Here is a 24175-nt window from a genome sequence, read left to right as displayed (position 1 = left end):
TACTTATAGGAAGCGATAAGGTTTGGGTTTTTGATGTGTTTTTTAAGATATACTGATGAAAAATTAAGTCCCAATACAATAATCTCAAACGGATGTTAAATTCAAAAAGAAAGGAGCAGATTTAATCCACTCCTAACTAATCCTACATTTAGATTTTATTTTATTCAACCATCTGCTTATCTAAATGATATTCTTTCACAAATTGATCTATTATCTGAGAGAGTTTGGGATCTCCAATTTCCTCTAGATCGTAATAAACACGAGTGTTAGGTTTATTAATCTTAATGATCCTATTCAAATCAATAGGAGTTCCAATAACCACTGAATCGCAATCACTATTATTAATTGTAATTTCCAAGTCTTTCAATTGCTGATCGGAATACCCCATTGCCGGAAGAATATTTCCAATATTTGGATATATTTCAAATGTTTCCTTAAGCTTACCAACCAAAAAAGGACGAACATCTATTTCCTCTGCAGCCCCAAATTTACGAGCAGCAATAGTACCAGCACCAATTTTCATCTCGCCATGAGTTAAGGTTGGACCATCCTCGACGATTAAAACCCGTTTACCACGAATCAATTCCGGATTATCAACCCTAATGGGAGAAGCACCATCCACAACGATTGCATTTGGATTTACCTTTGCAATACTCTCCCGAACGGTTTGAATTCCCTCAGGAGAAGCAGAATCCATCTTATTAATTACAACAATATCGGCCAATCGAAGATTTACTTCACCAGGATAATAACTCAATTCGGTACCTGGACGATGTGGATCGGCAACAGTAATTGTCAAATCAGGTTTATAGAAAGAAAAGTCATTATTTCCTCCATCCCAAAGAATCACATCACAACCATCTGGATCCTCCTCTGCTGCACGAACAATTGCCTCATAATCCACACCGGCATAAATTACATTTCCTCGTATTACATGAGGCTCGTATTCCTCCATTTCTTCAACGGTACATTGGTGTTTTTTCAGATCCTCAATCTTTGCATACCGTTGCACTTTTTGAGCAACTAAATCACCATAAGGCATCGGATGACGAATTGCAATCACCTTTAAACCTTTAGCCATTATAGCTTCAATCACTTTACGTGAAGTTTGAGATTTACCACAACCAGTACGTGTGGCCACCACAGCAATGGTTGGTTTATTACTTTTTATCATAGTATCTCCTGGACCTAATAATTTAAAATTAGAACCAGCAGCATTAACAATAGCACTTATACCCATCACTTTCTGATAGGAAACATCTGAATATGAGAAGACACAATCATCAATACAATAATCCTTAATCAATTTGGGGAGATCTTTCTCTGCAAAAATTGGAATTCCCTCCGGATATAAAACTCCAGATAGTTCTGCCGGATACTTTCTCCCATCAATATCCGGAATCTGAGCTGCTGTAAAAGCAACTACATTGTACTCTGAATTGTCTCTGAAATAGGTGTTGAAATTGTGAAAATCACGACCTGCAGCACCAATAATAATGACATTTTTTTTAGCCATAACTTCTCCTTTTTTCGTTAAAATTAAAATTAAATGTATTAAGATATAAATTAGGAACTTTATCAGAGATAATCTAATATACAAACACTTAACTTTAGATGATTTTGCGTGTTCCTTAACATTACGGTTTAATTTGACATTGACTTATAATCAATGTAACTTATTGGGTTTGAATACATCTTTTCGGAATTTACATCAATAATATTCTGGAATTCTATCCAAGCCTTAGCATCAGATTCAGCCTTCCTCTTTTTTTACTACATTTAGCCAATACGAAATTAGATTTATGAATTTTTTAGCTCATTTATATCTCTCTGGTGATTCAGAAAAAATAAAAATTGGAAACTTTATAGGTGATTACGTCAAAGGAAAAAAATACCAGAACTATCCTAAGGAAATTCAAAAAGGGATTCTCCTGCATAGAAGTATTGATGCCTTTACGGATAAACATCCGATGGTTTTAAAAAGCGCCAATCGCCTAAAAAAAGGCTACCAACGATATGGTGGAGTTGTTGTTGATATCTTCTACGATCATTTTTTAGCGAAGTACTGGGATCAATTCCATCCCATAGCTATGTCTAAATTTGTTAATAATACCCACGAAATTCTTATCCGTAATTATTTAAAACTCCCTAAAGAAGTAAAATTCTTTCTCCCATTTTTAATAAAAAGTAGAAGGTTAGAAAGTTATGCTGATTTGGAAGGTGTTAGTACAGCTTTAGATATCATGGCAAGAAGAACCAGCCTGCCAGATCAATCTGGATTTGCAATGCAGATTCTAGCAGATTACTATCAGGAATTTGAAGCAGAATTTCGCTCTTTCATGCCAGACATACTCGGGCATATCTCACAAAACCATAACATTAGCGTAACAACTCCAAACGATTGGCATCTAAACGAAGGAAGATAAATAAAAGAATGGTAAATGACCATAAGGAGGAACCACCATAACTAAAAAATGGCAAAGGAATACCTATAACAGGAGCGAGTCCAAGTGTCATCCCTACATTTACTGCCAGATGAAAAAAGAGGATACATGCTACCCCATATCCATAAACTCTGCTGAATGAAGATCTTTGTCTTTCAGCAAGAATAAGAAGACGCAGAATCAAGGTTAATAGCAGGAGAAGTACAACTGTTGCTCCAACAAATCCCCACTCTTCACCAACCGTACAAAATATAAAATCGGTACTCTGTTCCGGGACAAATTTAAATTTGGTTTGTGTGCCATTAAGAAAACCTTTCCCTGTAAATCCGCCTGATCCGATAGCAATTTTGGATTGTGCAACATTATAGCCTGCTCCATATGGATCGGATTCAATACCAAGCAGTTCATTAATTCTTGTTCGCTGGTGTTGTTCCAATACATTACTAAAGATGTATCCTACTGAAAAAGAATAGAACAAACTACAAAAACTAATAAGTATAATCCACGCCACATTGCGCAACTTCTGTTTGTATGTGAAAAATAGAAATGGAATTATGCACAAAACCATAGATACAATCACAATAAAATAACTGGAAAAGTGCAAATTAAGAATCTTGCCTGTAATCCAAATCAAAGAACTGAATGCACCCATAATTAAAATGCCAAGCCCAAAATTTTTCCATTTGAGACCAGATAGTTTAGCTGCAATCAAACTAACACTCAAAATCAGGAGTAATATGGTGAGTTTTGACCATAATAGTGTAAAGATAAAAAGCAAAGCAGCTAAAAACCCTAAGAACAAAACTATCCCAGACAATCCCTCTCTATAAAGAACTAATAAGAAAACACTATAAACCAAAGCAGAACCTGCATCTCCTTGCAATACAATTAACGCCATTGGTGTAAAAAGAATCAGTGAGGATATAAATAAGGATTTAATCTTATGTATTTTAAAATTGTATTGCGTGACATAACGCGAAATTGCCAGACAGGTTGCAAATTTTGCAAATTCTGCAGGCTGAAAACGAATAGCTCCGAATTCAAACCATGATCTTGCCCCCTTAACATCCCGACCAAAAATTAAAACTGAAATCAGTAATAAGAGCATAAATAAATAGGTAGGATATGCAAAAGCAGAAAAAAACTTACTTTCAATAATTAAAATAATAATAGCAATAAAACCAGCAGCACCAATCCATAACAGTTGTTTGCCATATCTTTGAGAGATATCAAAAATACTTTGATGCCCTTCATTATAAACTGCTGCATATATATTTACCCATCCTAAAAAAACAAGAAGTGCGTACAATAAAATTGTCCACCAATCTAAACTTTTTAATAAATTCGTTCTTCTAGTCATTTTCTTTCCTCTTGAAATCTGGGTAAATAAAACCGAACTATTCCTTTTTCTTATGAATTAAATCGGCCTCTATCATTCTTTTTTCTAACCATTTCTTTGATTGTGATATTTCTCCCCGCAAGTATTTTTCAATCATTAGTCCAGCGATTGGAGCTCCATAACGTGCTCCCCAAACTCCATTTTCTACATATACAACAATAGCAATTTTGGGATTTTCCCGAGGAGCAAAAGCTACAAATACAGAATGATCGTCGCCATGAGGGTTCTCGACCGTTCCCGTTTTTCCACAAACCCTTATTCCAGGTATAGCTGCTAATCTTCCAGTACTACCTTCTCCTCCGGAAATCACCTCTTCCATTCCATCTATAACAGGTTTGTAATAAACAGAGTCAATACTAGTTTGTTTGCGTTTCATAAATTTAGCATCGATTAACTCTCCATCCCCAAAATACTTAGCAATGTGGGGAATGTAATAATACCCCCTATTGGCAATTGTCGCGACCATATTTGCCATCTGTAAAGGAGTAATAAGCAACTCTCCTTGACCTATTGCCAAGGAAATAACATTTAATGCTCTCCAGTTTTCGCGTCGGTATTTTTTCTTATAATAATCAGTTGTAGGAATAAAGCCATTCAATTCATTTGGTAAATCCGCTCCTAATTTATTTCCAAACCCAAATGATAAAACATGTTTACGCCAAACTTTAAATCCATTTTGAACAGAGCCATATTTAGGATACTCCAAAATAGATCTAAATACATTCGCATAATAGGCATTACATGATAGTTGTATAGAATGAATCAAATCGAGAGGAGATGCATGTGAATGACATTTCATCGTAAAATTTCCAACATGATAACCATTATGACATTCGAATCTGGTAGCTGGAGTAATAACTTTCTCTTGCAATCCTATCAAAGCATTTATCAATTTGAAGACTGAACCTGGTGGATATAATGCCATCATTGACCGATCAAATAAAGGTTTCAGTGAATCATTTTGAACCAATCGTTTATAATTTTGATTCATAGCCCTACCTACAAACATTTCCGGATCATAAGCCGGACTGGAGATCTTTGCTAGTATCTCCCCACTATTAGGCTCAATTGCAACAATTCCACCCTTTTTATTGCTCATCAACAACTCACCATACTCCTGTAAACCAATATCCAAAGTGGAATATAGATTTTTACCAGAAACTGGTGGTTTATCAAACTTCCCATCTTTATAAGAGCCTTTTATTCTATTATAAACATCTACCCAAAATATTTCTACTCCTTTTTCTCCTCTTAATTCTTTTTCATAAGTCCTTTCAATCCCACTCTTACCAATATAATCCCCTTGCGAATAATAGGAATCGTTTTTCATTTCCTTATTATTCACCTCTCTCAAGTAACCCAATGCATGTGCTGCACTTTGTCGTGGATATTTTCTTAATGTACGCGGCTGAACAAAAAATCCAGGAAATTTATAAAGCTTCTCCTGCAATACCGCATAACGTTCAGATGACAGTTGCTTTAAAAAAATAGATGCTTTCCGATAGGAATATTTTTTTGCTTTCGCGATTTGCTTTAGCGCATCTTTCTTATCAATACCGAGAAGATTACACAAATCAATAGTGTCAAACTGTTTCACTTGACGAGGAATAATCATTAAATCGTAGGCTGCCTGATTGTAAACCAATAATTTCCCATTACGATCATAGATCAAGCCGCGTGCTGGGAATTGTGTAACTTGTCGCTGTGAATTATTCTCCGCAGACAGTTTGTAGGATTCATCGATTATCTGAAGATTTAACAAACGAATAATAAAAACAAGAACTACTAAAATAAAGATCCCTGCAATAACATATATTCGATTTGAGAAATTATTCATTACAATGAGTTAGTTCTATTTTTAAAAACTAAAAACTGAGAAATCACAATTATAATCAAGGAGAAAAATGAACTAAAAATTATTCGAAGCAAGGTTTCGCTAATATTCGAGAATGAAAATACTTCAATAAAAAATAAAAAACTGTGATGTGCCACAATTATTATCAACGCATATTTTAAAAACCATGTGAATCCATAATCAGATATTCCCGGACTTGTTCCTACTTCATAACCATCTCGTGTAGAAAAATAATTCAACACATAAGGACGAAGAAAGGCAGCAAAAACGGATGCTGATGCATGCATTCCTAGAGTATTAGTAAAGATATCTATACTAATTCCAAGCAGAAAAGATAATATCAACAACAACCATCCCGGAATTTCAAATGGCAGAAGAAGAATAAAAAGTACGTAGATGTATGGATTTACAAATCCACTTATCTGAATATTATTCAATATTGCAATTTGAATAAAGATAAGAACAAAAAACCTAAGTAAATTTTTTGCGATAGTATTCATTGCTCTTCTCCTTTCTCAAGCTCCAATTTCTCTTTTTTTAATAAGTCTCCTACAACTTTAACATAGGACAAACTCTTAAAATCATTAGATAATAACACAACGATCTGATGAAAATTACTTCCCGAGGACGGTTGAACCTCATCAACAGTACCCAGCAATAATCCTTCAGGAAATATAGAGGAATATCCACTGGTTAAGATAGTATCACCAGGTTGAATAGGCACATGAAATGGAATTTCATAAAGTCGCGCTCTTCTATAATCTTTACCATCCCAACTTAATGAACCAAAATAATTATTCTTTTTGATCTTAGCAGAAATTCTCAAACGATTATTGAGAAGAGATATGACAGTTGAAAAATTCCGGGAAACACTCTTTACTACACCAACAACACCTTTTTCCGTCACTACTGCCATTTCTGGTTTTATACCTTGTACTTCCCCTTTATCCAGAGTGATATAATTAAGCTGTTTATTGACTGAATTATTGATTATTTTTGCGGTTCGATAGATATATTGCTGCTGGTATAATGTATCATTGTACAAATAGGACGAATCCACAGACATTTTGAAAGATGCTGCCAGCAAATTATTTAGACGTGTATTTTCACGATTTAACTCCTCATTACTTGTTGATAAGGATAAATAATCTGTAACTGCTGCAATTTTCTCATAAATCCCACCACTAATAAAATTGCTTGAATTCAAAAATTGTGTTTTTTGATAATTGTTGTAATTAACCAACAACAACAAACTAAAAACTTCAATTACAATAAATAAAATCGTAAAATGAAATCTTACGATAAAATGTAATAGATTCTTCATTCAAATAATCAAATCCTGGTTATAACTACAATTACTCTCCCTTAGTATTATCTTCTCAAGAAGGAAAACTTATCAACATTTTTCAACGCTATCCCAGTACCTCTCGCTACTGCTCTCAACGGATCCTCTGCTATATGAAAAGGAATATTAATTTTATCCGTCAATCTTTTGTCCAGACCCCTTAGTAATGCTCCTCCACCAGCAAGATATATTCCCTTATTTACGATATCAGCATATAATTCCGGAGGTGTTTGTTCCAAAGCGCTTAAAATTGCTATTTCAATTTTTGAAATTGATTTTTCCAAACAATGGGCTATTTCCTGATAGGAAACAGGCACCTCAATCGGCAGAGCAGTCATTTGATTCGGTCCTTGAACACGAAAATCAGTTGGTGGTTCTTCCAATTCTGATAATGCAGAACCCACATGTATTTTAATTTCTTCAGCAGTACGTTCTCCAATTTTAATATTATGCTGATGGCGCATATATTCCTGAATATCCAACGTTAAATCATCACCGGCTATACGAATCGATTTATTCGTCACAATACCTCCCAATGAAATCACAGCAATTTCCGTTGTTCCTCCTCCGATATCTACTACCATATTTCCTTCCGGAGCTTCCACATCAATCCCAATTCCAATTGCCGCTGCCATTGGTTCATATATCATATAAACATCCCGACCTCCTGCATGTTCAGAGGAATCCCGTACTGCACGCATCTCCACTTCTGTACTTCCTGAGGGAATACAAATAACCATTCGGAGGGAAGGAGGAAACAATCGAGGTTTTTTATTGATCATTTTGATCATTCCCCGAATCATTTGCTCTGCCGCATTAAAATCTGCAATAACACCGTCTCTTAAAGGACGAATGGTTCTCAAATCCGCATGCGTTTTACCTTGCATTTGGCGAGCCTTTTCACCTATTGCAACCATTTTTTCGGTGCGGCGATCGAGTGCAACAATCGAAGGTTCGTCAACTACAATTTTATCATTGCTGATAATTATTGTGTTGGCCGTACCAAGGTCGATTGCTATCTCCTGAGTTAAAAATGAAAAAAATCCCATATGGTAGCTTTATAATTTTATTATTTCAGATTATTCAATTGTAAATTATTGAATAGATTTAACACATCATTGATGATAGAACGCAATTTACACATTACAAGTAAAACAGCACAATTACTTTCTAAATTAATATATTGAAATCCCACTTTCATCTAAGAATTAAATCTATTCCTTAACTTTTAGTAGAATAATTCCTATTTATTAATGCTTAAAATGCCTCATTCCGGTGAATACCATAGCAATTCCATATTTATTGGCTAAATCAATTGATTCCTGATCACGAATTGAACCTCCTGGCTGAATAATAGCTGTGATTCCAGCTGCATGAGCTGCCTCAACGCTATCGGCAAATGGGAAGAAGGCATCCGAGGCCAATACACTTCCCTGAATTCGATCTGCTCCTTGTCGAATAGCATTTTCCAATGCCCAGATTCTACTCACCTGACCAGGACCAACTCCGCAAGTTGTTTTATCTTTTGCTATAGCAATTCCATTTGATTTTGCATGTTTTACTGTTTTCCATGCAAACATCAAGTCTTCCATTTCTTTTTCAGATGGCTGTCGATCGGTAACGATTTTTAATTCTCCACCCAATAATTTCTGATCCATTTCCTGAATTAAAAAACCGCCCAAAACGGTTTTCCCTTTCATTGCAGAATAATCAGATTTTGAAATGTTTGCTAGTTCCAAAAGTCTCAGATTTTTCTTTTTTGTCAGGATTTTAATTGCTTCAATACTGTAGGAAGGTGCAACAATTACTTCCAAAAAAATACTACTCATAATTTCAGCTGTTGCTTTATCAATTTCCCTATTCGAAGCAACAATACCTCCAAAAATGGACACCGGGTCAGCATCATAAGCTTTTCGGAAAGCCTCCGAAATGGAATCAGCACTACCAATACCACAAGGATTAGCATGTTTCGCAGCTACAATCGTTGGCTCTTCAAACTCTTTCAAAGTTTCCAATGCACCATCAGTATCCCCTATATTATTATAGGATAATTCCTTTCCGTGAATTTTTTTCGCAGCAGTTAAAGTTCCTTCCGTTCCTTTTATTTGAGAATAAAAAGTTGCCTTTTGGTGCGGATTTTCACCATAACGAAGATCCTGTTTCTTCTCGAATGTTAAAGTTAGAGTTTGAGGATCAGATATTTTTAATTTGCTATTGAAATAACCAGAAATTAAGGCATCGTAATGTGCTGTATGTTCAAAAACTTTCGCTGCCAAATATTCTTTAGTCGCGGCTCTCGTTTCACCGGACTCCTTCAATTCTGAAATCACCTTTTTGTAATCAGCAGGATCGGTTATAACAGAAACGAATTTATAATTTTTAGCAGCAGCTCTCAACATTGTTGGGCCACCTATATCGATATTTTCAATTATTTCTTCATGACTTGCTTCTGCATTCAAAATGGTTTGCTTGAAAGGATACAAATTACAAACAACAATATCAATTGGCTCTATACCGAGATCATGCATTTGCTTTTTGTGATTTTCATTATCGCGAATAGCGAGTATACCACCTTCAACATTTGGATGTAAAGTCTTCACACGTCCATCGAAACATTCAGGGAATTTTGTCAAATCTGAAATATCCATGACAGAAATTCCAGCTTCCTTAAATTTAGCCGAAGTTCCTCCGGTTGAAATAATCTCCCATCCTAATTCAACTAATTCTTTCGCAAAATCAACTACATCTGATTTATCAAAAACACTGATAAGCACTCTCTTCATAATTCTTTTTTTTGGGGTAATTTTACATTTGAAATAAACCTATTCCCTTCCGGAAAATTAATCCCAGAACTAAACATAGACAACAAATTGATTATCAAATACTTGAATGTGTTGTGGAAATGTAGTGCAAAGTTAAGAACTTTGATAAAAAAAACGGCATATGAAAAAAAAGATTTTGTACTTCTTTTTCATAGCTATATTATATTAATAATTGAATCCTTTACGGCTACTCCATGATAAAAATCAACAAACCTATAATCCGTAAAAATATGCGCCAATCGAAAGATAAATTAATAAGCCTACAATATCATTAAGTGTTGTAACAAACGGACCCGTAGCAAGAGCAGGATCAATTTTAATTTTATGTAGAGACAATGGTATTAAAGTACCAAAAATGGATGCAAAAATAATAACGGAAAACAATGCAGCAGATACACTAATCGTTAGTGCATAAGAATCAGAGAATAAAGAATTATATAAAAATACAATAGAAGAGCAAGTTATCCCATTCACAAAAGCTCCCATAAGCTCTCTCATCAATCTGCTAAAAGTACTTTCCATTCCCAAGGATTTATTTGCTATTCCCTGAACGATTATCGCTGAAGATTGTACACCGACATTTCCTCCCATTGCTGTAATTAGTGGGATAAAAAACGCCATTGCTGGATTTATTCCCAAATCATTTTCATGAACAGAAATAACCAATGCACTACAAATACCGCCCATTAATCCGATCAACAACCAAGGCAAACGGGCTCTGGTTTGTAACCAAATTGAATCGTTTGATTCCACATCCTCACTAATACCTGATGCTAATTGGTAATCTTTCTCCGCTTCATCACGAATTACATCAACCACATCATCAATCGTGATACGCCCCATCAACCTTCCGATACTATCTACTACTGGAATAGCGATCAAGTCGTATTTCTCCATAATTCTAGCAACCACTTCATCACTCTCCTCAGTACGAACAGACATCGCATCAGGTTGATAGATATTACTTATTTTGGCCGAAGTAGAACTTAATATCATTTTTTTTAAGGATAAAGTTCCTTTTAAAACCCCGTCGTCATCCACTACATATACATAGTAAATTTCATCAATATCCTCAGCTTGTCGACTAAGTTCTCTCAAACAGGTAAGAACGGTCCAGTTCTCATTAACGATCACCATTTCTTTAGCCATCAAACCACCTGCGGTATCTTCATCGTAATGAAGTAAATCTACAATGTCTCCAGCCTGTTCAATATCATCTATATGAGAGAGTATCCCCTCCCGTTGCTCTTCGGATAAACTACCGATCACATCCGCAGCATCATCGGAGTCCATTCTATCAATGAACTTTTTGGCAATAACCTCAAGTGGTAAGATCTTTAAAAATCTATCCCGGTCATCATCTTCCAATTCAGCCAATACATCTGCTGCGGTATCACCATCCAAAAGAAGATATAGAAACTTTGCTTCCTCGATATTTAATTCATCGTAAATCTCAGCAATATCAGCAGGATGCAATTCTTTCATCAAAGCAATGGCCTCGGCTTCATTCTTATTTTCGATAATTGTTTTGAGAATATCGATATATTCACGAGTCAATTCAAATTGCATGATATTGATTTTTAAGGTCGTTATTTAATCCTGTAACAAATGCTCAATTTTATTGGTTAGATCAATGAACTGATCAACACTTAATTGTTCTGGTCTTAGAGCCATTATATCCTCTGCTAGTTTCCGATCCCCCAAGATAGGTTTCAATGAATTCCGCAACGTTTTTCTACGCTGATTAAATCCAGTCTTTACCACCCGGAAAAATAGGGACTCGTCACAGTTCAGCGCATTTCTGTTATTACGTTCCATTCGGATGACTGCGGACTTAACCTTTGGTGGTGGCGCAAAAACTTTTTCACTCACAGTGAATAAATATTCTATTTTATAAAAAGCTTGCATAAGCACACTTAAGATACCATAGGTTTTATTTCCAGGACAGGAACACATCCGTTCCGCAACCTCTTTTTGAATCATACCAACCACCTCTGGTATTTGATCTCGATGAGCTAGAACTTTAAAAAATATTTGAGAAGAAATATTGTAAGGAAAATTTCCAATAATAGCAAATTGCTCTTTAAACAAGTTAGAAAGATTATACTTAAGGAAATCCTCTCCAATAATCCGATCAGAAAGACCCGGAAAGTTCTCTTTTAGATAAGCTACCGATTCAGTATCAATTTCAACCACCGAAGTCTCGTAACGAGTTTCCTCTAACAGAAACTGTGTTAACACTCCCATTCCCGGGCCAATTTCCAATACCTTGGAGATATTTTCGGCTTTTAATCCGGCAACTATTTTTTTAGCAATATTAAGATCTTTTAAAAAATGTTGACCTAAGTTTTTCTTCGCCCGTACGTACCCCATAATTCTATTAATTAATCACATCCTGAATAGTCCTATATTTTAACAAAAATTAAAAATAATAGCAATTCAAGGGAGATTTGAAACATTTACTTATTTTTGTAGCTTAAATTTGCTCGGTAAATTTAGGACTTAATAGTCAAACTATTTGATATTGCTTGGGAAAAATAGTGCCGAATAAGCAATTCAAACATTTCTAACGATTAAAATATTAAAATTGAAGAAAAACCTGGTTAATATCATCAAATTTCTAATTTTCTTTTTCATTAGCGCTGCACTTTTTTGGTACTTATACAGAGGACAGAACGTTACAGAACTAATATATACTATAGAACATGAAGTTAACTATTACTGGATACTACTCTCCTTATTTTTCGGTTTACTTAGCCATATAAGCAGAACCATTCGCTGGAATATGTTAATTGAACCTCTTGGGAAAAAACCAAGAACCATAAATACTTTTCTAGCGGTAATGGTTGGTTATTTTGCCAATCTAGCATTGCCAAGAATGGGTGAAATATCCAGATGTGGTGTAATTAGTAAATATGAAGGTATTTCTTTCTCGAAATTAGTTGGAACTGTTGTTTTAGAAAGAGCTCTTGATATCATTATGCTTCTAATTTTTCTTTTAATAGCCTCTATCACCCAATATCCCATTATTACCAGATTCATATCAAATAACCCGGATGTAAGTGAAAAACTTTCTAACATATTTGCCTCTGCAAACACCCTATACGTTCTTCTAGTTTTATCTTTAATCATCTGGTTTCTTCGCAAAAGATTTAAGAATACAGCTTTATTCATAAAAATAGATCGAATACTACGTAATTTTATGGATGGTTTGCGAACGATTCGAAAACTAGAAAAAAAATGGTCCTTTATTTTCCATACAGTATTCATTTGGATCATGTATTACCTAATGACCTACATTTGTTTTTTCAGTTTTGGATTCACCTCTAACTTACCTGCTCTTGCAGGATTAACAGTTTTCGTTATGGGGAGTTTTGGAATGGTTGCACCTGTACAAGGTGGAATTGGCGCATGGCATTTTATGGTGATTGGAACCCTATTGATTTATCTACCAGGAATTTCAAACATAGAAAGTTTATCCAGAAGTTTTGCCCTTGTAGTACACGGAGCCCAAACTGGTATGATTATTATTCTTGGTGCATTATCAGTTATCGCTTTACCATTAGTGAATAAAAACAATATAAGTACAGCAAAACCTACTTCGATTGATGAATAAGCATTTCAAAATCATAGAGGTAAACACTCCTCAAACAAAGAAGGAGTTTCTTAGTCTACCAGTAAGGCTGTACCGAGAAGTTAAAAATTGGATACAACCATTAGATGCAGACATTGAGAATATTTTCATTCCTGAAAAGAATAAGATGTTCCAACATGGAGAATGTTGCAGGTGGATTCTTAAAGACAATAGCGAATTGGTTATTGGTCGTGTAGCCGCCTTTATCGATCAGAACACTAAAAACTTGAACGATCAGCCAACAGGAGGTATGGGCTTTTTTGAATGTATCAACAATAAAAATGCTGCGTTCACACTATTTAACACCTGTAAAGATTGGCTTCAAAATCGCGGAATTGAGGCAATGGATGGACCTATAAATTTTGGCGAAAGACATCAATGGTGGGGACTTCACACTCAAGGGGATCACGTTCCAGTATACTGTATGCCCTACCACCTCCCTTACTATCAAGAGCTTTTCGAATCTTATGGATTTCAAATCTATTTTAAGCAATTTACTTATCGCACAACTTTCGAAGTGGAGAGCATGAGTGAAATAATCAAATGGAAAGCGAATAGACTACTTTCCAACCCTGATTATAGTATTGTACATTTTGAAAAGAAAAATACGGCACAATTAATTAAGGATTTTGCCTACATCTACAACGAAGCTTGGGTGCGCGAAATTCCGGGTATTGAAGGAATTACAGAAAACAATACCAAGAGTCTTTTCCAATCGCTCCAGCCTATTATGCACAAAAAGCTAATATGGTTTGCATATCATCAAGGTGAACCTATCGGCTTCTTCATTATGCTTCCTGATTTAAATGAATATCTCAGACATTTAAAAGGAAAAATAAATTTATTTGGAAAATTGCGCTTCTTATTTTACAAATATCTTAAAAAAAATAAAAATGCTATTGGATTGATATTTGGGGTTATTCCAAAATTTCAAAAACGTGGAATTGATGCAGCGATGATATATAAATTTTCCAAATCAGGACTGGAGGCAAACTTCCCATTTAAGACACTAGAATTAAACTGGATAGGAGATTTTAATCCACGTATGATACACATGATGGATCATATAGGAGCAAAAATTTATAAAATACATCATACCTATCGGATATTATTTGATGAAAATAAAAAATTCAAACGCTCCAAGATTATATAATAAAAAAGACTGTTTTTGAAACAGTCTTTTTTAATTGTCCTAATATTAACAATATCTAAAATCATTTACGAAAGAACAATAACATTACAATCCCTTCTCTGAATGAAACATAATCCTCATTAATCGCATATCACTTTCCGAATAATCTTCTTCCCCTAACTCATCTAAAGCATCTTCAATATTATCTGTATCAGCTTCACTAAAATATTCAATCACCTCCTCTTGCCTGTCTTCATCTATCACATCATCAATATAATAACTCAAATTTAATTTTGTTCCTGAATAAATGATAGCTTCCATTTCTTTTAACAACTCCTCAAATTCCATCCCCTTAGCTTCGGCAATATCTTCCAAATCCATTTTACGATCAATACTTTGAATAATATAAACTTTAAATTTAGATTTATCCACAATAGAACGAACAACCATATCCTGAGCTCTTTCGATATCATTCTCCTCTACATACTTTGCTATCAATTCCACGAAATCATTACCAAAGCGTTTTGCCTTACCGGCACCAACACCTTGAATATGCGATAATTCCTCAATTGTAATTGGATAATGAATAGCCATATCCTCTAATGATGGATCCTGAAAAATTACATAAGGTGGCAAACTCTTTTTCTTAGAGACTTTTTTTCGCAAATCCTTGAGAATGACTAGCAAAGTTTCGTCCATTACGGCTGTCCCTCCACTCTTTGAAGCCTCAGAATCCACACTTTCAAAATCATGATCATCCGTCAACATAAAAGGAACAGGCTTCTCAAGAAAATTTATCCCAGCCTGACATAATTTAATTACACCATACTGTTCTATATCTTTTTCAATGAAGGAATGAATCAAAGCTCTACGATAAACCATATTCCAAAAATGATGATCTTTATCACTCCCCGAACCAAACATTTCCAATTCGTCGTGCTTATAGGTTCTGATTGCTGAGTTTTGTTCTCCGGTAAGAATATCGACTAGATGGTCTACCTTAAATCGCTCCTTAACAGCCTTTACCATCTGTAAAGCTTTAATCACATATTCCTGACCTTGAAATTCTTTCTTTGGATGAAGACAATTGTCACAATTACCACAATTCTCTTCAGTATGATTTTCTCCAAAATAATGCAACAGAACAGATCTTCTACAAACCGCTGATTCAGCATAGGATACTGTCTCCATTAGCAACTGCTTACCGATCTCTTGTTCTGCGATTGGCTTTCCTTGCATAAATTTCTCTAACTTCTGAATATCTTTATAACTGTAGAAAGTCAAACATTTACCTTCCCCGCCATCTCTTCCTGCACGACCTGTTTCCTGATAATACCCTTCCAAACTTTTGGGAATATCATAATGAATAACAAAACGAACATCAGGTTTATCTATTCCCATTCCGAATGCAATGGTTGCAACTACAACATCAACATCCTCCATCAAAAACTTATCCTGATTTCCAGAACGAGAAGCAGAATCCATTCCTGCATGATAAGGCACTGCTTTTATACCATTTACCTGCAATGTTTCTGCCAACTCCTCAACCTTCTTCCTACTCAAACAATAAATAATACCTGATTTTCCTGTATTAGCACGAATAAATTTAATTATTTCCTTTGTCGCGTTAATTTTAGGAAGGACCTCGTAATATAAATTTGGTCGGTTAAATGATGATTTAAAAACTTTTGCATCCAACATCCCAAGATTCTTTTGAATATCGTGTTGAACTTTAGGTGTTGCGGTAGCAGTTAAAGCAATGATTGGAGCATTTCCAATTTCATTCACAATAGGCCTGATTTTTCTGTATTCCGGACGAAAATCATGTCCCCATTCCGATATACAATGTGCTTCATCTACAGCATAGAAAGAAATCTTTATCTTTTTTAGAAATTCAATATTGCTTTCCTTAGTCAGTGACTCAGGAGCAACATATAATAATTTCGTTCTACCTTCTACTACATCCTCTTTCACCTTAATTGTTGCCGATTTCGACAAAGATGAATTCAAAAAGTGCGCAATTCCATCGTCTTCCCCAAAATTCCTCATCGCATCCACCTGATTCTTCATTAGTGCAATAAGGGGTGATATAACAATTGCGGTACCTTCTAATATTAAGGAAGGTAATTGATAGCACAATGATTTCCCCCCTCCAGTAGGCATCAGTACAAATGTGTCATTCCCATCTAATATATTTTGAATTACTGGTTCCTGATTTCCCTTGAAATGTTCGAATCCAAAATACTTCTTTAAATTTGATGATAATTCAAAGTTATTTCCCATACATTTATTTGATATGCTTTCCTTAAAATATTTTGCGGCTTGCTAAGGTAATCATTTATTGGCTACCTTCAATCTGATATTAATTTTATATTAGTATCAATATTCAAGTTACAAAATTTCGATACTTTTGTATTTTAAATTTAGATAAACACATGTACAAATCAAAACTCCAAACGCTTTTAACACTTTTTAATTGATGTTTCACATTTTAAATTTCGGAGTTTGATTAGCTTTGTACGAACAGAAAAACAGATAAGTTTTGAAGGCTGAATACGATATAAAACAAATTGCAATAAGCACCATTGAAGAGGAAGCAAAAACTATTAGTCAATTAAAAAACTATATTGATGGAGATTTTGTCAGTATTGTTGAATTAATACTCAACAGCTCTGGAAGAGTTATTATTACAGGGATTGGAAAAAGCGCCAATATTGCAAATAAGATAGTTGCAACACTAAACTCCACGGGAACATCTGCCATGTTTATGCATGCAGCAGATGCTATACATGGAGACTTAGGTATGATTCGTCCCAACGATGTTATCATCTGCATCTCCAAAAGTGGAAATACTCCCGAAATCAAAGTTTTAGTCCCGCTCATCAAAAATATGGGGAATTCTCTAATTGCATTGGTTTCTGGTCTGGATTCTTTTTTGGCTAAACAAGCCGATTTCATTCTGAAAGCAGTAGTTGAAAAAGAGGCTTGCCCGAATAATCTAGCACCAACAAATTCAACGACAGCACAGTTGGTTATGGGGGATGCACTTGCAGTTTCACTTCTTGAATGCAGGCAGTTTACAAGTCAGGATTTTGCAAAATATCATCCTGGTGGAGCTTTGGGAAAAAAACTATACTTAAGAGTTGAGGATGTACTTGTAAAAGAAAATCCACCTAAAGTTTCTATGAATGAAAATATTCGCTCTGTCATCCTTGAGATTTCCTCAAAAAGAATGGGGGCAACGGCAGTTGTTGACTCTGAAGATAAACTTATTGGAATTATTACGGATGGTGACCTTAGACGAATGCTTGAAAAAAACGATGAAATCAATCATTTAACAGCACAGCAAATCATGACTCCATCCCCTAAAACAACAGAACAGGAGACTTTGGCTATCAATGCTTTTCATCTAATGGAAAACAATAATATTACACAATTGGCGGTCATAGAGTCAGGGAAATACTTGGGTATGATTCATCTTCACGATATATTAAAAGAAGGTATTGTTTAACATTTCACTAGAACTAATTGTAACTATATGGTAACTGAGAATAAGGGAACGAATGAAAATCAAATGAGCTTTTTGGAACATCTTGAAGTATTAAGATGGCATTTGATGCGATCCATTATTGCTGTTATGGTTTTGGCTGTTGTTGCTTTTATTTTTTACAATTTCATTTTTGATGTAATTATTTTAGCACCCAAAAACCCTGAATTTTTCACGAACAGAATGTTTGCAAGGTTGTCCGACCTTACCGGTGTTGAATCGCTTAAAATAAATTCGAAACCTTTCCAGATAATCAATATTAATATGGCAGGCCAATTTGCTACCCATATTAGTGTTTCCATTATTGCAGGTATCATCGCAAGTTTTCCTTATATTTTTTATGAGTTCTGGTGCTTCCTCAAACCAGCATTATATGATAATGAAAAGAAACATGCGAGAGGATCTATTTTCTATACTAGCTTTCTTTTTGCCATCGGAGTTCTTTTTGGATATTATTTGATTACTCCTTTATCTGTTCATTTCCTTGGTTCCTATAGTATAAGTAGTCAGGTTCTTAATCAAATTAATTTAAACTCCTACATCTCTTCCATAACGTCTATTGTATTGGCAAGTGGTGTTATCTTTGAACTTCCTGTACTGATCTACTTCCTAAGTAAGATTGGTTTAGTTTCTCCTGAATTCTTAAAAAAATACCGCAAACACGCTGTTGTAGTAATATTAACTTTATCCGCAATCATAACTCCTCCTGACATATTTAGTCAAATATTAGTATGTATGCCTCTGGTATTGTTATACGAAATCGGAATTAAAATTTCAAAACGTGTTCAAAAAAAACAACTAGTTGCCTCTGAATAAACATTTACTCTAAATATTTGTATCTATCTTGTTTACTCACAGGTCTATTTTTAGTTCTGAAATCTATTCTCATATCATGACATTAAGCTTTAAGAAAGGATTATTCTGTTTATATATTCTTCTATTTACTGGTTTTGGCTATAATTCTATCGCACAATCCACAAAAATTAGGGGTCAAATTCTTGATGCGGAAACGAAGCAACCTTTACCATTTGTAAATATTGCCTTTAAAGGGACAACCATTGGCACCACTTCTGATTTTGATGGGAACTATTTTCTGGAAACAAGAACACCTTCAGATTCTCTTTACATTTCGTTTGTTGGATATAAAGCACAGGCTTTCGCCATTAATGAAGGACATTTTCAAACCTTAAACGTCAATCTGATTTCAGAAACATTTGACTTACAGGAGATTGTTGTGAAACCGGGCGAGAATCCAGCTCATATATTACTTCGAAAAATCATTGCAAATAAAGCGAAAAACAATCCAGATCGATTTAATTCCTATCAGGCGGAAACCTATACTAAAATGGAAATGGATTTAAATAACATTAAAGATGATTTTAAGAATAAAAAAATCATGCGCCAATTCCAATTCGTTTTCGATTATATGGATACTTCTGCAATAACAGGAAAACCCTATCTACCGATTTTTATTACAGAATCTCTATCTGATTATTATTTTCAGAAAAAACCCAAAGTGGAACGAGAAGTCATAAAAGCCTCTCAAATGTCTGGAATTAATGACAATGCTAGTATTGCACAATTCACAGGCCAACTACATCAAAATGTGAACGTCTATGATAACTTCATAAACATGTTCGATTTAGGATTTGTAAGTCCCATTGCTGATGGCGGTTTGCGATACTATAAGTATTATCTTACGGATAGTGCCTATCGCGAAGGCAGTTGGTGCTATCATATGTCCTTTAAACCAAAAAGAAAACAAGAACCAACATTCATTGGGGATTTTTGGGTTGCAGACAGCACTTTTGCTATACAAAATATTCAAATGCGAATTGCAAAAGGAGTGAATCTTAACTGGGTAAAAGATATGGTAAGTAGCACTGAATTTCAAAAGTTAAATGATAGCATATGGTTCACAAAGAAAAAGAATCTATTTGTAGATTTTATGCTTACCGGAAAAGATTCAACGAAACAAATGGGATTCTTTGGACGAAAAACCGTTTCCTTCAAGAATGTCAAATTAAATGTGCCCATAAAGAAAGAAATTGTTCGTTTGGACAATAATGTAATTGTTAAAGAAGATGCATTAAAACAGCCAAAAGAGTTTTGGGACAATGCCAGACCATTTAAATTATCCACCAGGGAATCAGGAATATACTCTATGGTTGATTCCATCCAGAATGTACCACTCTACAAAAATATAATTGATGTAATTCAAACTTTTGTAACTGGCTATTACGTGAAAGGTAATTTCGAATATGGTCCTTACTATAAATTATATAGTTTTAATGAGATCGAAGGTAATAGAATCATGTTTGGTGGCAGGACATCCAACGATTTCAGCACTAAAATAATGATAAACGGACACTTAGCCTATGGTGATAAGGATAAGAGACTAAAATACGGTCTTGGATTTATATACATGGTAAACAAGTTGCCGCGGGAAACATTTGGAATTCAATACAAACACGATATTTATCAATTAGGGAAAAGTCCTAATGCCTTTACCGAAGGCAATATTTTGGCATCTCTACTAAAAAGAAATCCAAACAATAAGCTAACCATGCTTAATCAACTTGAAACCCATTATGAAAAAGAATGGTTCCAAGGGTTTTCGAACACTATAAAATTTAGGTATCGTGACATAACACCAACAGAATTTGTTCCTTTTACTTCCCCTGGTATTAATGGAGGAAATCCGGTTTCCCATATCAAATCATCGGAAATAGAATTGCGCACCAGATGGACTAAAAACGAAAAGGTAGTAATGGGTGAATTCGAAAGAGTGTCTCTGGGAGGATCTATACCAATCGTAAACCTTTATATCACGATGGGAATGAAGAATATATTGGGTTCAACAAATGAATATTACAAATTAGATCTTAGCGTAGAACACACTCTCGAATTGCCTCCATTTGGAAATCTATATTATCTCATAACCGGAGGAAAACTATTTGGCAAAGTTCCCTATCCTCTGCTTCATCTGCACGAAGGTAACGAAACTTATGCCTACGACCCATTTGCCTTTAATATGATGAACTACTATGAATTCGCTAGCGATCAATATATTAGCCTTTTTTTGGAACACCATTTTAACGGATTAATATTAAACAAAATACCACTATTCCGAAAATTAAAATGGAGAACGGTCGTATCCGGAAAAGGATTGTGGGGTAGTTTAAGTGATAAAAACAATGGTTCCTTAGCTAACACTACTGCTTTAATGTACTTTCCACAAGGACTAACAGATGTAAGCAAACCTTATTTTGAGGCAAGTGTAGGGGTGGAGAATATACTAAAATTCATTAGAATCGATGCCATGTGGCGTCTCAATCATTTGGAAAAGAATCCTTATCAGGATTTTCAAAATTTTGGAATTCGAGCAATGCTTCAGATAAAATTTTAGCTTATTACAGTATAGTGATGAAAATATTGAAAGAAATATTTTCCGGATCTTTTCTATTATATTTGCACCATTCCAAAGCTAAACTATTCGAATCAACATGATTTTAAGAGCTGAAAATTTAATTAAAAGGTACAAAAGCAGAACCGTTGTTAAGGGTGTTTCTGTTGATGTAAAGCAAGGCGAAATTGTTGGATTACTTGGCCCCAATGGTGCTGGTAAAACCACATCGTTTTATATGATTGTTGGCTTAATTCAGCCAAACGGTGGGAAAATTTATTTGGATGAACGTGAAATCACTAATGAACCTGTATATAAAAGGGCTCAGCTTGGAATTGGTTATCTGGCACAGGAAGCTTCAGTTTTCCGAAAATTAAGTGTTGAGGATAACATTAAAGCTGTATTAGAAATGTCTTCCTTTTCTAAAAAATATCAGAAACATAGGCTAGAAGAAATGTTGAATGAATTCAGCCTTCAAAAAATTAGAAAAAGTTTAGGGATTCAACTATCAGGAGGAGAAAGACGAAGAACAGAAATTGCAAGAGCTCTTTCCATCAAACCAAAATTCATTCTATTGGACGAACCTTTTGCTGGTGTAGACCCTATTGCAGTTGAAGATATCCAAGAAATTGTGCGACACCTAAAAGACAAAAATATTGGTATTTTAATTACCGACCATAATGTTCAAGAAACCCTATCGATAACAGAAAGAGCGTATTTGCTATTCGAAGGGAACATTCTAAAATCAGGAACCGCCGAAGAATTAGCTGCTGATAAAGACGTGAGAAGAGTGTATCTTGGAAAGAATTTCGAACTTAGAAAACCAGTAAAATAAACCGTTACATCAAGGCTCTTAAACGTTGTAAGACAGCCTTCCATGAAGATCTTAATTTTTCAAATTAAATTTCTTTATTTTTTTTCAAACTGCTATTGCAAAATATAAAAAACCGCTCTATATTTGCACCGCAATTAATCCGCGGATGTGGCGTAATTGGTAGCCGCGCTAGACTTAGGATCTAGTGCCGTAAGGCGTGGGGGTTCGAGTCCCTTCATCCGCACAACAAAAAAATAACCTTAAACCGCCCTTGCTTGCGATACTAATTGTGTCGATGGTTGAGCGGTTTTTTTTTAATTCATAAGGTTTTATATTTTAATAGCTAAGAAATGAACATCACAAAAACCAACATTGATGATTTAAACGCTGTAATCAAATTACAGATCGTAAAAGAAGATTACGAAAGTCGTGTAAACGATGTTTTAAAAGACCATCGTAAAAAAGCAAATATCAACGGTTTCCGCCCAGGCAAAGTGCCAATGGGTGTTATCAAAAAAATGTATGGTACTCCTGTTTTAGCTGATGAAATTAACAAAATTCTTAGCCAGGAGCTAATGAAATACATTCGCGAAAATGATTTAAAAATCATGGGGGAACCTCTTCCTAACGAGACTGATCAAAAAGAAATCGATTGGGAAAAAGATAGTGAATTTGAATTTGCCTTCGATATTGCTTTGACTCCTGAATACACTCTAAATCTCAGCAAAAGAGATAAAATAAACTTCTACAAGATTAAAGTGGATGATAAAATGATTGAGAATGGTGTTCAAATGCACGCTCGTCGTTTTGGATCGAATGAAGCTGTTGAAGTTGTTGAAGAAAAAGAGCTTTTAAAAGGAAATTACGCACAAGTTGATGCGGAAGGAAAATTAATTGAGGATGGTATTGTAAGCAACGATGTAGCAATAACATTAGAATATATGGCTGATGAAGATGCCAAGAAAAAATTCATCGGCACAAAGAAAAATGATATTATTGTTTTCAATCCTGCTAAAGCATTCGCTAACAAAACCGATTTGGCATCTATGCTAAATATCTCCAAAGAGGAAGCTGAGACTTTAGATGCTGATTTCCAATTCACAATTACTGAAATCAATAAATTTGTTAATGCTGAATTGAACCAAGAACTATTCGATAAAGTTTTCGGAGAAGGCTCTGTTACTTCATTGGAAGAATTCCAAAATAAAATTAAGGAAGACATAGAAAAACAATTGATTAACGATAGTGACTATAAATTCTTGATCGATGCGAAAGAAAAATTAGTTAAGAAATCAAAAATGGAACTTCCTGAAGCATTCTTGAAACGTTGGATTATTGCAACCAACAAAGAAATGACTGAGGAACAAGTTGAAACTGATTTCACAAGCTACGTTGATGACTTCAAATGGCAGTTAATTAAAACCAGATTGACTGAAGAAAACGATTTGAAAGTAAGTGAAGAAGAAATTATGGAATTTGCTAAGAAGCAAGCATTGATGCAATTCCAACAATATGGAATGATGGACGTTCCTGAAGAATATCTTAACAACTACGCTCAACAAATGATGCAAAATCAAGACGAACAAAGAAAAATCTATGATCGTAAGCTTGATGATAAAGTAGTTGGATATTTGAAAGAAACTATCAAAATTGAAGAGAAAGAGTTAAGCACAGAGGAATTCAATAAGATGTTTGAATAATTGCTAAAATCTCTACGAACTATACTTAAACCACGCTTTTAGTAGGCGTGGTTTTCTTTTTTTGTCTAACAGCAGAT

At 34.7% G+C, this 24175-nt stretch carries 18 protein-coding genes and 1 tRNA gene; 9 read left to right on the top strand and 10 right to left on the bottom strand.

The window, feature by feature from the left end:
• Positions 1 to 160 precede the first annotated feature (160 nt).
• Positions 161 to 1516, bottom strand: coding sequence for a cyclic 2,3-diphosphoglycerate synthase (locus DLK05_RS03470; RefSeq protein ID WP_127342593.1), 1356 nt, complete (start codon positions 1514 to 1516; stop codon positions 161 to 163).
• A 286-nt stretch (positions 1517 to 1802) separates the two neighbouring features.
• Here DLK05_RS03470 and DLK05_RS03465 point away from each other — a divergent pair, with 286 nt between their 5' ends.
• Complete coding sequence (locus DLK05_RS03465; protein WP_127342592.1) at positions 1803 to 2426, top strand: acyl carrier protein phosphodiesterase; 624 nt, start codon at positions 1803 to 1805, stop codon at positions 2424 to 2426.
• Here the strand turns inward: DLK05_RS03465 and rodA are convergent.
• From rodA to rsmA, 8 genes are all read right to left on the bottom strand, one after another.
• Positions 2380 to 3804, bottom strand: a complete 1425-nt coding sequence (gene rodA, locus DLK05_RS03460) for a rod shape-determining protein RodA (RefSeq protein WP_127342591.1) — start codon at positions 3802 to 3804, stop codon at positions 2380 to 2382. The two genes, DLK05_RS03465 and rodA, sit on opposite strands and share 47 nt — an antisense overlap.
• A gap of 37 nt (positions 3805 to 3841) precedes the next feature.
• Complete coding sequence (gene mrdA / locus DLK05_RS03455; RefSeq protein WP_127342590.1) at positions 3842 to 5680, bottom strand: penicillin-binding protein 2; 1839 nt, start codon at positions 5678 to 5680, stop codon at positions 3842 to 3844.
• Positions 5680 to 6198: a rod shape-determining protein MreD gene (locus DLK05_RS03450; protein WP_127342589.1), complete on the bottom strand. Its 519-nt coding sequence runs from the start codon at positions 6196 to 6198 to the stop codon at positions 5680 to 5682. The genes mrdA and DLK05_RS03450 overlap by 1 nt, the downstream gene beginning before the upstream one ends.
• Positions 6195 to 7022: a rod shape-determining protein MreC gene (gene mreC, locus DLK05_RS03445; RefSeq protein WP_127342588.1), complete on the bottom strand. Its 828-nt coding sequence runs from the start codon at positions 7020 to 7022 to the stop codon at positions 6195 to 6197. Before mreC ends, DLK05_RS03450 begins: the two co-directional genes overlap by 4 nt.
• 47 nt (positions 7023 to 7069) lie before the next feature.
• On the bottom strand, positions 7070 to 8092 hold the full coding sequence (locus DLK05_RS03440; protein WP_127342587.1) for a rod shape-determining protein: 1023 nt from the start codon (positions 8090 to 8092) through the stop codon (positions 7070 to 7072).
• 201 nt (positions 8093 to 8293) lie between these two features.
• Entirely contained in the window at positions 8294 to 9826 is a 1533-nt protein-coding gene (gene purH, locus DLK05_RS03435) for a bifunctional phosphoribosylaminoimidazolecarboxamide formyltransferase/IMP cyclohydrolase (protein WP_209319691.1), read from the bottom strand.
• 252 nt (positions 9827 to 10078) lie between these two features.
• Entirely contained in the window at positions 10079 to 11434 is a 1356-nt protein-coding gene (gene mgtE, locus DLK05_RS03430; protein WP_127342585.1) for a magnesium transporter, read from the bottom strand.
• Between the two features lie 24 nt (positions 11435 to 11458).
• A complete protein-coding gene (rsmA, locus tag DLK05_RS03425; RefSeq protein WP_127342584.1) occupies positions 11459 to 12238 on the bottom strand; it encodes a 16S rRNA (adenine(1518)-N(6)/adenine(1519)-N(6))-dimethyltransferase RsmA in 780 nt (259 codons plus the stop codon).
• A 214-nt stretch (positions 12239 to 12452) separates the two neighbouring features.
• On the opposite strand from rsmA, the gene DLK05_RS03420 reads away from it, so the two are divergent.
• Both DLK05_RS03420 and DLK05_RS03415 read left to right on the top strand, forming a co-directional pair.
• A complete protein-coding gene (locus DLK05_RS03420; RefSeq protein WP_127342583.1) occupies positions 12453 to 13481 on the top strand; it encodes a lysylphosphatidylglycerol synthase transmembrane domain-containing protein in 1029 nt (342 codons plus the stop codon).
• Positions 13474 to 14652 carry a hypothetical protein gene (locus DLK05_RS03415; RefSeq protein ID WP_127342582.1) on the top strand — a complete coding sequence of 393 codons (1179 nt, stop codon included), beginning with the start codon at positions 13474 to 13476 and terminating at the stop codon, positions 14650 to 14652. The genes DLK05_RS03420 and DLK05_RS03415 overlap by 8 nt, the downstream gene beginning before the upstream one ends.
• Positions 14653 to 14736: 84 nt before the next feature.
• On the opposite strand, the gene recQ is transcribed toward DLK05_RS03415, so the two are convergent.
• On the bottom strand, positions 14737 to 16914 hold the full coding sequence (gene recQ, locus DLK05_RS03410; protein WP_127342581.1) for a DNA helicase RecQ: 2178 nt from the start codon (positions 16912 to 16914) through the stop codon (positions 14737 to 14739).
• 259 nt (positions 16915 to 17173) lie between these two features.
• Here recQ and DLK05_RS03405 point away from each other — a divergent pair, with 259 nt between their 5' ends.
• From DLK05_RS03405 to tig, 6 genes are all read left to right on the top strand, one after another.
• Positions 17174 to 18142, top strand: a complete 969-nt coding sequence (locus DLK05_RS03405) for a KpsF/GutQ family sugar-phosphate isomerase (protein ID WP_127342580.1) — start codon at positions 17174 to 17176, stop codon at positions 18140 to 18142.
• Positions 18143 to 18169: 27 nt separating this feature from the next.
• Positions 18170 to 18994, top strand: coding sequence for a twin-arginine translocase subunit TatC (tatC, locus tag DLK05_RS03400; RefSeq protein WP_209319690.1), 825 nt, complete (start codon positions 18170 to 18172; stop codon positions 18992 to 18994).
• 76 nt (positions 18995 to 19070) lie between these two features.
• On the top strand, positions 19071 to 21587 hold the full coding sequence (locus tag DLK05_RS03395) for a DUF5686 and carboxypeptidase-like regulatory domain-containing protein (RefSeq protein ID WP_127342579.1): 2517 nt from the start codon (positions 19071 to 19073) through the stop codon (positions 21585 to 21587).
• Between the two features lie 97 nt (positions 21588 to 21684).
• Positions 21685 to 22419: an LPS export ABC transporter ATP-binding protein gene (lptB, locus tag DLK05_RS03390; protein WP_127342578.1), complete on the top strand. Its 735-nt coding sequence runs from the start codon at positions 21685 to 21687 to the stop codon at positions 22417 to 22419.
• 141 nt (positions 22420 to 22560) lie between these two features.
• Positions 22561 to 22642: transfer RNA gene (locus DLK05_RS03385), tRNA-Leu, on the top strand.
• Between the two features lie 106 nt (positions 22643 to 22748).
• Positions 22749 to 24098, top strand: coding sequence for a trigger factor (gene tig / locus DLK05_RS03380; protein ID WP_127342577.1), 1350 nt, complete (start codon positions 22749 to 22751; stop codon positions 24096 to 24098).
• Positions 24099 to 24175 lie beyond the last annotated feature (77 nt).

The organism is Ancylomarina longa, assembly GCF_003996985.1.
In the GTDB taxonomy this organism is placed as follows: Bacteria; Bacteroidota; Bacteroidia; order Bacteroidales; family Marinifilaceae; genus Ancylomarina_A; species Ancylomarina_A longa.
This window is presented reverse-complemented; position numbering and strand designations above follow the sequence as displayed.

Coding starts and splice junctions, on each gene's coding strand:
- DLK05_RS03470 (WP_127342593.1), bottom strand. CDS start 1,516: ATGGCTAAAAAAAATGTCATTATTATTGGTGCTGCAGGTCGTGATTTT.
- mreC (WP_127342588.1), bottom strand. CDS start 7,022: ATGAAGAATCTATTACATTTTATCGTAAGATTTCATTTTACGATTTTA.
- rsmA (WP_127342584.1), bottom strand. CDS start 12,238: ATGGGGTACGTACGGGCGAAGAAAAACTTAGGTCAACATTTTTTAAAA.
- mgtE (WP_127342585.1), bottom strand. CDS start 11,434: ATGCAATTTGAATTGACTCGTGAATATATCGATATTCTCAAAACAATT.
- DLK05_RS03450 (WP_127342589.1), bottom strand. CDS start 6,198: ATGAATACTATCGCAAAAAATTTACTTAGGTTTTTTGTTCTTATCTTT.
- lptB (WP_127342578.1), top strand. CDS start 21,685: ATGATTTTAAGAGCTGAAAATTTAATTAAAAGGTACAAAAGCAGAACC.
- recQ (WP_127342581.1), bottom strand. CDS start 16,914: ATGGGAAATAACTTTGAATTATCATCAAATTTAAAGAAGTATTTTGGA.
- DLK05_RS03465 (WP_127342592.1), top strand. CDS start 1,803: ATGAATTTTTTAGCTCATTTATATCTCTCTGGTGATTCAGAAAAAATA.
- DLK05_RS03440 (WP_127342587.1), bottom strand. CDS start 8,092: ATGGGATTTTTTTCATTTTTAACTCAGGAGATAGCAATCGACCTTGGT.
- purH (WP_209319691.1), bottom strand. CDS start 9,826: ATGAAGAGAGTGCTTATCAGTGTTTTTGATAAATCAGATGTAGTTGAT.
- DLK05_RS03395 (WP_127342579.1), top strand. CDS start 19,071: ATGACATTAAGCTTTAAGAAAGGATTATTCTGTTTATATATTCTTCTA.
- DLK05_RS03415 (WP_127342582.1), top strand. CDS start 13,474: ATGAATAAGCATTTCAAAATCATAGAGGTAAACACTCCTCAAACAAAG.
- mrdA (WP_127342590.1), bottom strand. CDS start 5,680: ATGAATAATTTCTCAAATCGAATATATGTTATTGCAGGGATCTTTATT.
- tig (WP_127342577.1), top strand. CDS start 22,749: ATGAACATCACAAAAACCAACATTGATGATTTAAACGCTGTAATCAAA.
- rodA (WP_127342591.1), bottom strand. CDS start 3,804: ATGACTAGAAGAACGAATTTATTAAAAAGTTTAGATTGGTGGACAATT.
- tatC (WP_209319690.1), top strand. CDS start 18,170: ATGGTAACTGAGAATAAGGGAACGAATGAAAATCAAATGAGCTTTTTG.